The sequence below is a fragment of the Bacteroides faecis genome, from assembly GCF_020091505.1.
Lineage (GTDB): Bacteria > Bacteroidota > Bacteroidia > Bacteroidales > Bacteroidaceae > Bacteroides > Bacteroides faecis.
In genome coordinates this window covers 1,362,990-1,375,519 of record NZ_CP081916.1, presented here as the reverse complement: position 1 = coordinate 1,375,519, position 12,530 = coordinate 1,362,990, and the positions used below count along the sequence as shown (strand labels likewise).

The following is a 12,530-nucleotide window of genomic DNA, read 5'->3' as shown; positions in this document are numbered from 1 at the left end:
ACGTAATCATAACACTAAAACCGTGAAATCCGTGTAATCCGTGCCTAAATATATTCTTTTCCGCACAAAAAGAAACAAACTGAAAAACAGCCGGTTTTTCGGATTGATCCAATTAAATCCAAGAAATATCCCCAAAACATAAAAGGGCTACTGCATCTCGCGGTAGCCCATTTATTTAGTTAGTTTCATTATAAAAATTTGAGAGAATTGAAAACTTCACAGTTTCGCTTTCGATGTTGTTTTAATTAAAGCACACTAACTATATTATATGTTTAAAGCAAATGAAAATGTCTATTCTTCCATAACCTGCACCTTATTGATCTTCGCGAGGCTATCAGCCAGTGCCTGATCTGCCTTCAGCTCATTTGACAGAGCTACCGACGGTGCGGTCACTTGTTTACCAATGGTATCCGTTGCCAAGACTCTTCCTTCATCTCCGGAAAATGAATGTTGTGCCACATTTCCTAAAGAAAGGATAATTGCAATCACGGCAGCAGCTTTGAACAGAGGAATAAATCTGCCTGTCAGTGTCAGACGCTTTGCCTTCACTACCGGAGTCTCCACCTGTGCCAGAATACGTGCGTCAAAGTCTTCGCCCAGTCCTACTTCCTGCTGAACCTGCTGATATACAAACAAGTTCTTATAGCGGAGCAAATGAGCAGGTACGTCTTCCCTGGAGAAGAAGTCACGCAACACAGATTCCTCCTCAACAGAAGTTTCGCATTGCCAGTATCGCTCAAGGAGCTGTTCTATATCCTTATAATCCATATTCGTCAATTTCTAAATACCTTTGTTTTACCTTTTGTCTGGCCCTGAAAAGATTCACTTTAACTTGTTCCTCTGTCAGATTCAGAAGGGTTGCAATCTTCTTATAGCTTTCACCTTCAATGTCCCTCAGTTGCATGATAAGCCGCTGTTTTTCGGGAAGCTCGTTCACCAGTCTGTTGATAATGTTCATTTTTTCATCATGAACCAACTGGTCATACGGACTATTTGCATCAGGTTCTTCCTCCATTTCAGGAGTGATTTCCACGTTCTGAGCTTCTTTCTTTTGGCTCCGGTCTATTGCCAGATTCTTTGTTACAATCAGGCAGTAGGCTTCAACCGATTCAAATTGCGACCACTCATCACGCTTGTTCCACACTCTTATCATGGTGTCCTGAACGACATCCTCGGCTTCTGCCCTATCCAGGGTTATTCTGAGCGCCAGTCGAAAGAGTTTGTCCTTCAATGGCAAAATATCGTTTCGGAAGCTGATTTCTTGCATCTCTATAATAATGACGGGCTAGGATACGAAAAGTTACAGATGCCCATTACTTTTTTTTGAATTATTTTTTTATCCGCGTTCCTTCGTTGTTCTTAATTGCTGATGCTAAGGTAATTACAACTTCCGTAACTCCTGCATTAATTGCTTCAAAAGAGTTCTCCAACTTCGGAATCATACCGCCTTGAATAACGCCGTCAGCAACGTATTGTTCGAATTCGGCACGGGTAATCTCAGGAATCACGCTATCATCGTCATTCTCGTCACGCAGTACCCCTTTCTTCTCAAAACAGTACACCAACGTCACGTCAAACAGCGCCGACAAAGCCTTTGCCGTCTCTCCGGCAATGGTATCCGCATTTGTATTCAGCATATTACCTTGACCATCGTGTGTCAACGGTGCCATCACGGGCACCACTCCTTTATGAATCAGATCAGCCAGCAAAGAAGCATCTACCTTCTCCACATCGCCCACGAAACCATAATCAACCTCTTTCACCGGACGCTTCACCGATCGGATCACATTCATATCCGCCCCGGTCAGTCCAAGAGCGTTCACTCCACGGGCCTGCAGCCCGGCAACGATATTCTTGTTTACCAGACCGCCATACACCATCGTTACCACTTTCAATGTTTCCGCATCGGTAATACGACGGCCATTTACCATTTTGCTTTCAATACCTAGTTGTGCGGCAATCTTTGTTGCCGAGCGACCGCCGCCGTGAACCAGCACTTTATGTCCGCTGATCGCGGCAAAGTCATTCAACAACTGAAGAAGGGTGGCTTCCTCTTCTACGATTTTTCCACCCACCTTAATTACAGTTAGTTTTTCTCTCATTTTTTATTCTTATTTTAGGCACGGATTACACGGATTTCACGGTTTTAGTTGTGTAAAAACACAAAGCAACTATACAATCATGCGAAGCTACCGTGAAATCCGTGCAATCCGTGCCTAATTATCTATTCCAAATAAGTATATCCGTAAAGTCCCGAACGATAATTGGACAAGAACTCTTTGCCTTCTTCCAATGATATCTTTCCTTCTTTTACAGATTTTGTCACCCATGTTTCAAGGGTACGTACCAGTTTCTTCGGATTATACTGCACGTAGTCCAACACTTCCGCTACAGTTTCACCGTCAATGATCTGTTCGATACTGTATCCTTTTTCATTCACAGAGACATGAACGGCATTCGTATCACCAAACAGATTATGCATATCTCCCAAAATCTCCTGATAAGCTCCGACTAAGAAAACAGCCAGATAATAAGGCTCGTTTTTTTTCAGGCTATGAACAGGCAGATAATGAGCCACATTACGGGTAGAAATGAAGTTTGCAATCTTACCGTCCGAATCGCAGGTGATATCCTGCAAGGTAGCCGAACGCTCCGGTTTCTCATCCAGCCGCTGAATAGGCATAATCGGAAATATCTGATCAATCGCCCAGGAGTCGGGCAATGACTGAAACAATGAGAAGTTACAGAAATATTTATCCGCCAGCAGTTTAGACAATCCGCGGAATTCATCCGGGGCATGTTTCAAACCTCCGGCAATCTGATTAATCTCCCGTGTAATTGACCAATACAGACGTTCAATCTGAGCACGTGTCTTTAAATCTACAATACCATGACTGAACAAGTCGAGAGCTTCTTCCCGAATCTGTTGTGCATCATGCCATGCTTCCAACATCTTGTTCTGGTTCAAAGTATCCCAAATACCATATAGTTCCTGCACAAGTTCATGCGCATCCGGAGCGATTTCTTCCTCATCATCCCATTCCGGCAGGGTCGCTGTTTCGAGCACCTCGAAAATCAGCACAGAGTGATGTGCCGTCAATGCCCGTCCACTTTCGGTAATAATATTCGGATGTGGGATACCATTCTTGTCACTGACATCTACCAACGTAGAAATAGAGTCATTCACATATTCCTGAATGGAATAGTTCACACTCCCTTCACTATTGGATGAACGGGTTCCGTCATAGTCGACACCCAGTCCGCCGCCAATGTCCACAAACTCCACATTGAAGCCCATAGAATGAAGTTGCACGTAAAATTGAGAGGCCTCACGCAAGGCAGTTTTAATACGACGAATCTTCGTCACCTGACTGCCGATATGAAAATGAATCAGTTTCAGACAATCTTTCAAGCCTTTGCTTTCCATGAAGTCAAGTGCTTCGAGCAATTCGCTGGAAGTCAATCCGAACTTGCTGGCATCACCTCCCGACTCTTCCCATTTTCCGCTACCGGAAGAAGCCAGTTTGATACGAATACCGATATTGGGCTGCACATTCAGCTGTTTCGCCATTTTGGCTATCAGTTTCAGCTCATTCATCTTCTCTACTACAAGGAAGATTCGTTTGCCCATCTTCTGGGCAAGCAATGCCAATTCAATATAACTTTCGTCTTTATATCCGTTGCACACAATCAATGAGTCAGAATCCGTATTAACGGCAATCACAGCATGAAGCTCCGGTTTGGAACCGGCTTCCAGTCCGAGATTGAACTTCTTTCCGTGGCTGATAATCTCTTCGACCACAGGCCGCATCTGATTAACCTTAATCGGGTAGATGATAAAGTTCTCAGCTTTATAACCGTACTCTTCCGCCGCCTGCTTAAAACAGGAAGACATCTTTTCAATACGGTTGTCCAGAATATCCGGGAAACGCAACAACATGGGAGACGCCACATCCCGCAATTGTAACTCGTCAACCAGCTCCTTCAGGTCGACGGTCACTCCATCTCTCCGCGGTGTAACAACAACATGACCTGCGTCATTGATACTAAAGTACGAAGTACCCCAACCAGTAATGTTGTAGAGTTCTTCAGAATCTTCAATACGCCACTTTCTCATTTTCTATTATTCAGTGTTTTTAGTAAATAATTGGATGGCAAAAATACAGATTTATCTACAGGCTGCCAATTAATTGGATATTATTTCTTTCAATCGGTCTATATAACCGGTCTCTTTTATATTTTCAGCAGTTCTTGCAGGCGTTGTACAGATGTCTCAATCTGCCGGCGATCTTCCAGTTCGTCCGCATCAAAAATATATTGTGCCTGCCTATAAAAAGGTGCACGTTTTTCAAGTGCCTGAATAATGAAATCCATCAGTTCATCGTCTTGTCTCCCCTGAAGAATGGGACGTTGCTGTTTGGCAATACGCAAACGCCTGAACAGCACATCGGGATGAACATTCAGGAAAACGGTTTTTCCTGTCCGGTTCATAAACTCCATATTATCAAAAAAGCAAGGAGCTCCCCCGCCTGTAGAGATAACGACATTCTCAAACTCAGCCACCTCGTGAAGCATATTTCTTTCTATTTCACGAAATCCGGCCTCCCCCCGTTCTGTAAACAGTTCTCCGACGGTCTTATGAAAACGTTCTTCGATATACCAGTCCAGGTCAATGAACGGAATATTCAATTTGCGGGCGAAAGCCTTGCCTAATGTTGTTTTTCCGGCACCCATATAGCCGGTAAGGAAGATACGAACCATAAATGATTAATTTTGCTCACAAAATTAATCATTTAATGAAGAATGAAGAATGAAGAATGAAGAATTTTGGTTGCCATCACTCTAAATTCTTCATTCTTCATTCATCGTTCTTCATTATTTAAAGACTTTTATCCGTTCTTCCAGTGGTTGAAATTCTTTTTCTCCCGGCTGATTGACAGGTACTCCAAATGGCATTTCTGCTATCAGGTGCCAATGTGCGGGCAAATTCCATGCACGGCGCACTTCATCATCAATCAACGGGTTATAATGTTGCAGTGAGGCACCGAAGCCTACATCTTCAAGCATCACCCAAACAGCCAGCTGATGCATCGCTGAAGTCTGCAATGACCATCCCGGGAAATTTTCCTGATAAGACGGGAAAGCTTCCTGAAGTCCCTTCACTACCGTCTGATCTTCAAAGAACAGCACAGTGCCATATCCACAGGCAAAGGAATTGTCTATCTTTTCTTCTGTTTTTGCAAAAGCAGCTTCGGGTACAATCTTCCTCAACGCATCTTTTACGATATTCCATAACTTTTTATGAGCTTTGCCAAGAAGAAGCACCACACGGGTAGATTGTGAATTGAATGCCGACGGCACATGTCTGACTGCCAAATTGACAATGCATTCAATTTCCTGATCCGTAACAGGTGACTGGCCGGTAATTGAATAATAACTCCGACGATTCTTCAAAGCTTCACTAAAAGTTCTTTCCATAATAGCTCCTTTCTTAATTTTATTTTCTTAAACTCCTTATAAATTAGAACAAGCATCTCCGCCAACTTGTTCGATTCCGGAATATATTTGTACCTTCGCGCCGTCAATGCTATTGACATAATCATTCATTATCAGAAAATGGCTAAAGAAAAGTTCTACGTAGTATGGGAAGGAGTGACACCGGGAGTATATACTTCCTGGACAGATTGCCAGCTCCAGATCAAGGGTTATGAAGGTGCAAAATATAAATCGTTCGACACTCGCGAAGAGGCGGAACGTGCACTGACTTCCTCGCCTTACGCCTACATTGGTAAAAATGCGAAGAAGAAATCGGAAGCTGCCCGAACCGGTTCCGACACTCTGCCTGCTTCTGTAATTGATAATAGTCTGGCGGTTGACGCGGCCTGCAGTGGCAACCCCGGTCCGATGGAATATCGGGGAGTGCACGTGGCAAGCCGTCAGGAAATCTTTCATTTCGGTCCGATGAAAGGCACCAATAACATCGGAGAGTTTCTGGCAATCGTACACGGGCTGGCATTATTGAAACAGAAAGGGTTCGATATGCCCATTTACAGTGACAGCGTGAATGCTATCAGCTGGGTACGACAGAAGAAATGCAAAACCAAACTTCCCCGGAATGAGGAAACTGAAGAACTGTTTAAAGTGATAGAGCGGGCAGAGAAGTGGCTCAAAGAGAACACTTACACTACCCGTATCATTAAATGGGAAACCAAGGAGTGGGGAGAAATTCCGGCAGACTTTGGCAGAAAATAATAGTCGAGGTTCCTAATTCGCTGTATCAACAGCAGTCTGTTCTTTCTTATGTTTGAACACAAAACGGAGCATTACGAAGTTAACAGGTACAGCAACAGCCAATACGAATAATGGAGCTATTTCCTGATTTACATCCAGAGACAGGAACAGGTTGAACAATCCCATATGTATCAAGTAATTCACAAGATGGCTTCCTCCAAATCCCAAAGCTTTCTTGAGAGAAGGATTACTGCGGAAGGTAAAATAGGAAGTCATAAAGAAATTACAGATAAAACTTGTTGCGTAACCAATTGTATACGCAATATTCAGATTCACCAGCTCATATTCCTGCAATACAAAATAAACCCCATAATGTATGCCGGCTGCTAACGATCCCACCGTGCAATAACGAATAAACTGATAACGTTTACTCTTTGAATGAAAAACAGATTTAATAATTTCCATTAGTTAGTAGTTTTAGTTTTATTGTTTAGTTAAGAAGTCTCTATTTTCTCCGACGAACACGCGAAGTTCTGAGTCAATTGTTCCCACACTATTTTTAACCAGATTAACGTACAAGGCAAAGCTTTCAAAGCATAAGGCTTCACATAATCCATTCTTATGAATCTAGGAAAAAGATCGGTAGTAGACAAAGAAGTCAGCAGAATGCAGAATATAAGTAAAAACAAGTTTAGCCTCGGCGTAGTAACCTGTGTCGGAGTTTTCACATACCAGATTCCAACCGCAACCATAGCAGTCAGATAGCCATAAGTTTCTGTTCCGGTGCTGAACAGTACCATAAACAAAAGTGCAGAAGATAAAAATAAGAACCTGAAAGATTCATTTTGATATTGCCGGATACGTAAATATGGAAGAGCAAACAATAGCATTCCCGGAATAATAATCCATAAATCACTAAAAGAGGCTCCTGTTATCCGATGCAGCATACCCAACAAAGATATATTCTGATTAATTTTAAATTGGTTCAACTCATTTTTATAAATAAGTACATCAAACCATTCCTTATAAGAATGGACTACATACTCAGGAGAAGCATACAGCATTGGTAACAGAAAAACAACCACCCCCCAAAAGAGCAAGCTAGCTACAAACCTCATTTTATGCTTGGAAAATAAGAAAAAAGCCAATCCTACCACTCCATAAAGCTTAGTCATAACCCCAAATACAACCATCAAAGCAGCCCATAAATCCTTTTCTTTCTCAATCAATACATACGCAAAAATAATCATAGCCGTAATACCTATGCTATATTGCTGAGACAAAACCGCTGTAAAAACGTCATTTACAGAAACTAATATAACAACAGCAAATTGCCACTTTTTCAAATCTAACTTGCTGATAGCATAATAAAGGAAACCACAATTCACCATGCACCAAAGAACCATCCCCAACGGTCTGGGAAGAGCCGCAAAAGGAGAAATCAATGCAGTGAAAGAAATACCATACAGAAAGAAATCCTTTTGTTCCTGAAGATATTCTACATATAAAGGAGAAGAAGATATTGCATGCCAAAAAGACTGGCTAAATATAACATAATTGCTATACGTCCCCTTTATCATCAATGACAAACTACAAGCCAGTCCTACCCCCATCCACAAGATGAATAGAAAGACCGGATTCTGCACATATCCTTTCAACCTCTCCAACATATCATCAATAAGTTTTTTAGTTCATTTACAAATACTCCCTTTTTCATATCAGGCAACATCACCTCACTTCTTAAATCTACAGGAACCTCTTTGATGAAAGTGGTATCATCAAGAGAGGCTTTATAGATAAACTCCGTATCAAACAAGAACTGTTTAATACGTGTGGACGCAAGAAAAGCTTTTCCCTTACGGTTAAAACCTTTCAATCCCCCTTGTGTATCTGTGTGGGTCAGCCCTAACAGCATAAAGTTCAAGAAACGTGAAGCATGACTCGCCAGCTTTCTGCGGGTAGAAAGTTGCGAATAATACGTATGATTGCGATTTGCTACAACTACATCATATCCCGCCTCAAGATATTTAATCACCTGACAAACAGACTCAATCTTATATGGAAAATCATAATCTGTATAAAGAGCCAGCTCTGAATCAGAATATGCTATACCATCACGAACAGCAGCCCCTTTCCCTTGATTTGTCTTATTGTCTACAATGATAGTGCTGGGTAAGTTATTTGTCAAACGAAGTACGGCTTCTTCCGTAAATCCGCGTTTGGAGCCATCATTTACTACGATAAAGCGAATGTCATACCCGTCCAGCATCGCTTCCAACTCTTTATGTTTTTCAATCAGTTGCTGCTCCCATCCTTCATAAGGATTATAACAGGGCAATACGATGTCAATGCGTTCATTATCTTTTTTATGTAAAAAAGGAGTTGGAGTTCTTGATGCATAGTCCTGAGTTAATTGTTCCCAGATAATTTTAAACCAAATAATAGTACACGGGAGAGCTTTAAGTGCAAATGAAGTTATATATTCGGTTCTGAAATGTTTCGAAAAAAGGATACTGCTTGAAGACGCTGCCGTCAACACAAAACAGAATAGCAACAAGCATGTATTCAGCACAAACGTTTTTTTATACGTTGGCGTACTTACATACCATATACCCACACCAATCAAAGCTCCCACATATCCACATTCTTCCGTTCCCGTACTAAACAAGACCATAAATAACAAGACTGATGCCAAAAACGAAAGCCGAAAATTTCTATTCTCATATTGTCCAATACGAAAATAAGGTAATAAGAATAAAACAATTCCAGGAATTATCAGCCACATATCACTATATTCAACAGCATGAGTGATCTTTCGAACCATTCCTAATAAAGAGATATTCTGATAAAAGCTCAACTCATTAACATCATCCTTAACTAAAAGAATACTAACCCATTCTTTATAAGAATCAAATACATACTGTGGAGAACTATAAAACATTGGAACTACAAATAGAACTAATCCCCAAAACAGAATTCCCCACAGAAAATATAATTTCCTTTTAGAGAAAAGGAAGAAAGCTAACCCTACAACCCCATAAATCTTGGTTAATGTGCCTAAAACAATCATCAACGCCGCCCAGAAATCTTTTTTTCTCTCTACAAGAATAAAAGTGAAAAGAATGAGAGCGGCTACTGCCGCATTATATTGCTGAGTAACAACAGCTAAATATAAGCCATTATATGACAGCCATATGATAATGGCAGTTTTCCATCTTTCAAATTCTAACTTCTTTATAGCAAAGTACAATAAGAGAGCATTAAACAAACTCCACAAAGCAGAACCCACCATGGTTGGCATGATTGAAAAAGGAGCAATTAACAAAGTAAAAGGGATGCCATATAGAAATAGATCAAAATATTCTTTGGGATATTCTACATATAAAGATGTCTGCTCCAAAGCATGAAAAAATGAACGCGAAAATATCAAATAGTTATTTGCAAGTCCTTCTGCCCAGCTTACCCAAAATCCCCTGACAGCTACCCCCAACCACAAGATTGCTAATACAATAGGATTTTGCACTAACATTAATATAAATCTTATTATATTTTTCATTTTATTATAGCCTTGCTTTGTTTTATATAATCCATAAAACGACCCAAAGTAATATTCTGTTTCCTAAAATATAGGATGAAAGCATCCAGTCTTTTTTCCATTCCTTCTCCCGCATGATTTCGTATAATAAATGGCAGTTTCCACTCCGGATGTTCATTTAACGGATAAAACTCCCACGGATGAAAGTATGTTACAAAATATCCATCATGTCGATGAGTATATTTACACAGCCAACGATAAAGCGAAGCGGGCAAATTATGACATGAAAGCCAAAATAAAGGGAAGCGTAGCAGAGGAGTAACTGACGCCGGCATTTGGATTACACTATCTTTTATGAAAGGAGTACGGGGAGTGGAAAGCCGCATATACCTCCCCGGAATAAATGTCGGATTTAAAGAAGAATTATACACATATCCAGCATCATGAATAGCCTTTTCAGACACCGGCATCATTCGTGCCTGTCGATAGCCATACACTTTGGTTCCGATAATTTCCTCTAACTGATCTTTTGATGTCTTTAAATCCTCCACTTTAAAGGTCCAGTGATAGAAGCCATGAGAAGCAATCTCATGCCCTTCCGCTTGAATACGCTTTATTATATCAGGAGCATGAAGAGCAAAGTTCGCCGTACAGAAAAAAGTAGCTTTCACTTGATTCCGCTTCAAGCAGTCCAAGATTCTGTTAGTTCCCTCTACAGAAACCTTGATTTGCTCTTCCATTGATATATCCACCTGATGTTCCCTGGGTACATCGAATTCCTCAATGTCAAAACTTAGTAAAATCATTACGAATAAAGTCTAGTTTATGTTTGTCTATTGTGAAATACTGCAATTTTGCAGCCACAACTTCTATAATGCTTGCATATCGTTCAGCCTTTTATAATAACCATTTAATTCCAATAATTCCTCATGACGTCCGCGCTCTACAATTTCCCCTTCATAAAGCACGCAAATCTCATCGGCATTTTTGATCGTAGAAAGACGGTGGGCGATCGCAATCGTGGTACGCGTCTTCATCAGTCTCTCCAGCGCCTCCTGCACCAAACGTTCAGATTCAGTATCCAATGCAGAAGTAGCCTCATCCAGAATCAGAATGGGAGGATTCTTCAGAATAGCACGGGCGATACTAACACGTTGTCTCTGACCACCGGAAAGTTTGCCGCCACGGTCACCAATATTCGTATTATATCCTTCCGGCTTTTCCATAATAAAATCATGGGCATTGGCAATCTTAGCAGCTTCTATAACCTGCTCCATAGTTGCATTTTCTACGCCAAAAGCAATATTATTGAAAAATGTATCATTAAAAAGAATGGCTTCTTGATTCACATTACCGATCAAACTTCGTAAATCGGCAATACGCACATCTTTAATACTTGTACCATCGATGGTGATATCTCCTTCCTGCACATCATGATAACGTGGCAACAAGTCGACAAGCGTTGATTTTCCTGAGCCTGACTGTCCCACCAGGGCCACAGTCTTACCCTTTGGCACTGTCAGATTCACATGCTTCAACACCTCTCTTTTACCATCATAGCTAAAGCTTATATCTTTAAACTCAATCCGATCATTCATTCCAGTCAATGGCTTCGGATTAGGAATTTCCTTAATGTTGTTCTCAGCCTTTAAGATTTTGTCTACACGTTCCATAGAAGCAAGCCCTTTCGGAATATTGTAACCAGCCTTGGCAAAGTCCTTCAACGGATTTATCACGCTATACAAAATAACCATGTAAAATATAAACGTCGGTGCAGTCAATGAAGAATTATGTCCCAAAATCAAAGCGCCACCAAACCATAACACAGATACAATCAGGATTGTTCCCAAGAATTCACTCATCGGGTGAGCCAAGGCTTGCCGCATAGCCACTCTGTTGACCGCATCACGAAGCTCATTACTGCACCTCGTAAAACGATTTATCATTCTGTCCTCTGCTATAAACGCTTTGATAATACGCAAACCACCCAATGTCTCTTCCAGTTGAGACATTGTATCGCTCCACTTACCTTGTGCCTCCAATGACTGGCGCTTTAGTTTTCTTCCGACCTTGCCCATCAGCCAACCCATAGCCGGCAATACCAGCACAGTGAAAAGAGTTAACTTCCAGCTGGTAGCAATCAATGTTATAAAATACAATATAATCATGATAGGGCTCTTTATCAGCATATCCAAGGAACTGGTAATAGAGTTCTCTACCTCTCCCACATCACCACTCATACGAGCTATAATATCTCCTTTTCTCTCCTCTGAGAAAAAGCCCATCGGCAAACGCATCACCTTCGCATATACCATAATACGGATATCCCTGACAACTCCTGTACGCAACGGAATCATTACGGCTGAAGATGCAAAATAACAGGAAGTTTTAAACAAAGTCATCAAAGCCAGAAACAGTCCCAGAAAAATCAAAGCTGTAGTAGGACCATTATCCTGAATCATCTGCGAAACATAATAATAGAAATTGTTTATTGCAACATCTTTAAAACCGGCAGTTCCCCATTCCATGTACTCATATACCTTATTGTTTTCTCCTGTTTTAAACAGAATATCCAGAATCGGGATTAACAAAGTAAATGAAAACACATTGAATACAGCTGACAAGATATTCAGCAAAATAGCCCATCCGATATACTTCTTATAAGGCGACACAAAGCGTCGCATCAGTTGCAAAAATTCCTTCATTATTTGAAATAAAATAAGTTAAGGCTGCAAAGATACAATAAAACTGTCTAACAGTTGAA

At 40.9% G+C, this 12,530-nt stretch carries 12 protein-coding genes; 1 reads left to right on the top strand and 11 read right to left on the bottom strand.

From position 1 onward, the window contains the following. Positions 1 to 291 precede the first annotated feature (291 nt). The 6 genes from K6V30_RS05625 to K6V30_RS05600 all read right to left on the bottom strand — a co-directional run bounded on the left by K6V30_RS05625 (position 292) and on the right by K6V30_RS05600 (position 5,478). On the bottom strand, positions 292 to 768 hold the full coding sequence (locus K6V30_RS05625; protein ID WP_010536136.1) for a hypothetical protein: 477 nt from the start codon (positions 766 to 768) through the stop codon (positions 292 to 294). Next, positions 758 to 1,267 carry an RNA polymerase sigma factor gene (locus K6V30_RS05620; RefSeq protein ID WP_010536135.1) on the bottom strand — a complete coding sequence of 170 codons (510 nt, stop codon included), beginning with the start codon at positions 1,265 to 1,267 and terminating at the stop codon, positions 758 to 760. Before K6V30_RS05620 ends, K6V30_RS05625 begins: the two co-directional genes overlap by 11 nt. Before the next feature lie 61 nt (positions 1,268 to 1,328). Next, on the bottom strand, positions 1,329 to 2,102 hold the full coding sequence (gene argB / locus K6V30_RS05615) for an acetylglutamate kinase (RefSeq protein WP_010536134.1): 774 nt from the start codon (positions 2,100 to 2,102) through the stop codon (positions 1,329 to 1,331). A 122-nt stretch (positions 2,103 to 2,224) separates the two neighbouring features. Continuing rightward, the gene (gene speA, locus K6V30_RS05610) at positions 2,225 to 4,117 is read right to left on the bottom strand and encodes a biosynthetic arginine decarboxylase (protein WP_010536133.1); all 1,893 of its coding nucleotides are present in this window, start codon (positions 4,115 to 4,117) and stop codon (positions 2,225 to 2,227) included. A gap of 116 nt (positions 4,118 to 4,233) precedes the next feature. Beyond that, positions 4,234 to 4,761 carry a shikimate kinase gene (locus K6V30_RS05605; RefSeq protein WP_010536132.1) on the bottom strand — a complete coding sequence of 176 codons (528 nt, stop codon included), beginning with the start codon at positions 4,759 to 4,761 and terminating at the stop codon, positions 4,234 to 4,236. A 114-nt stretch (positions 4,762 to 4,875) separates the two neighbouring features. After that, complete coding sequence (locus tag K6V30_RS05600; protein WP_010536131.1) at positions 4,876 to 5,478, bottom strand: nitroreductase family protein; 603 nt, start codon at positions 5,476 to 5,478, stop codon at positions 4,876 to 4,878. Positions 5,479 to 5,616: 138 nt separating this feature from the next. Here K6V30_RS05600 and K6V30_RS05595 point away from each other — a divergent pair, with 138 nt between their 5' ends. After that, a complete protein-coding gene (locus K6V30_RS05595; RefSeq protein ID WP_010536130.1) occupies positions 5,617 to 6,252 on the top strand; it encodes a ribonuclease H1 domain-containing protein in 636 nt (211 codons plus the stop codon). A gap of 12 nt (positions 6,253 to 6,264) precedes the next feature. On the opposite strand, the gene K6V30_RS05590 is transcribed toward K6V30_RS05595, so the two are convergent. The 5 genes from K6V30_RS05590 to K6V30_RS05570 all read right to left on the bottom strand — a co-directional run bounded on the left by K6V30_RS05590 (position 6,265) and on the right by K6V30_RS05570 (position 12,471). After that, a complete protein-coding gene (locus K6V30_RS05590; RefSeq protein ID WP_055269336.1) occupies positions 6,265 to 6,696 on the bottom strand; it encodes a GtrA family protein in 432 nt (143 codons plus the stop codon). A 29-nt stretch (positions 6,697 to 6,725) separates the two neighbouring features. Further along, on the bottom strand, positions 6,726 to 7,901 hold the full coding sequence (locus K6V30_RS05585; RefSeq protein WP_010536126.1) for a glycosyltransferase family 87 protein: 1,176 nt from the start codon (positions 7,899 to 7,901) through the stop codon (positions 6,726 to 6,728). Continuing rightward, a complete protein-coding gene (locus tag K6V30_RS05580; RefSeq protein WP_029425206.1) occupies positions 7,886 to 9,787 on the bottom strand; it encodes a glycosyltransferase 87 family protein in 1,902 nt (633 codons plus the stop codon). The genes K6V30_RS05585 and K6V30_RS05580 overlap by 16 nt, the downstream gene beginning before the upstream one ends. Further along, positions 9,784 to 10,572, bottom strand: a complete 789-nt coding sequence (locus K6V30_RS05575; RefSeq protein ID WP_010536124.1) for a polysaccharide deacetylase family protein — start codon at positions 10,570 to 10,572, stop codon at positions 9,784 to 9,786. Before K6V30_RS05575 ends, K6V30_RS05580 begins: the two co-directional genes overlap by 4 nt. A gap of 63 nt (positions 10,573 to 10,635) precedes the next feature. Further along, positions 10,636 to 12,471 (bottom strand): ABC transporter ATP-binding protein, encoded by a 1,836-nt coding sequence (locus K6V30_RS05570; RefSeq protein WP_010536123.1) that lies wholly within the window; start codon positions 12,469 to 12,471, stop codon positions 10,636 to 10,638. Between the last annotated feature and the right edge of the window lie 59 nt (positions 12,472 to 12,530).

Excerpts from the sequence above, each read along its gene's own strand:
- K6V30_RS05595 (WP_010536130.1), top strand. The coding sequence starts at position 5,617 with ATGGCTAAAGAAAAGTTCTACGTAGTATGGGAAGGAGTGACACCGGGA.
- K6V30_RS05620 (WP_010536135.1), bottom strand. The coding sequence starts at position 1,267 with ATGCAAGAAATCAGCTTCCGAAACGATATTTTGCCATTGAAGGACAAA.
- argB (WP_010536134.1), bottom strand. The coding sequence starts at position 2,102 with ATGAGAGAAAAACTAACTGTAATTAAGGTGGGTGGAAAAATCGTAGAA.
- K6V30_RS05585 (WP_010536126.1), bottom strand. The coding sequence starts at position 7,901 with ATGTTGGAGAGGTTGAAAGGATATGTGCAGAATCCGGTCTTTCTATTC.
- K6V30_RS05575 (WP_010536124.1), bottom strand. The coding sequence starts at position 10,572 with ATGATTTTACTAAGTTTTGACATTGAGGAATTCGATGTACCCAGGGAA.
- K6V30_RS05590 (WP_055269336.1), bottom strand. The coding sequence starts at position 6,696 with ATGGAAATTATTAAATCTGTTTTTCATTCAAAGAGTAAACGTTATCAG.
- speA (WP_010536133.1), bottom strand. The coding sequence starts at position 4,117 with ATGAGAAAGTGGCGTATTGAAGATTCTGAAGAACTCTACAACATTACT.
- K6V30_RS05625 (WP_010536136.1), bottom strand. The coding sequence starts at position 768 with ATGGATTATAAGGATATAGAACAGCTCCTTGAGCGATACTGGCAATGC.
- K6V30_RS05580 (WP_029425206.1), bottom strand. The coding sequence starts at position 9,787 with ATGAAAAATATAATAAGATTTATATTAATGTTAGTGCAAAATCCTATT.
- K6V30_RS05570 (WP_010536123.1), bottom strand. The coding sequence starts at position 12,471 with ATGAAGGAATTTTTGCAACTGATGCGACGCTTTGTGTCGCCTTATAAG.
- K6V30_RS05600 (WP_010536131.1), bottom strand. The coding sequence starts at position 5,478 with ATGGAAAGAACTTTTAGTGAAGCTTTGAAGAATCGTCGGAGTTATTAT.
- K6V30_RS05605 (WP_010536132.1), bottom strand. The coding sequence starts at position 4,761 with ATGGTTCGTATCTTCCTTACCGGCTATATGGGTGCCGGAAAAACAACA.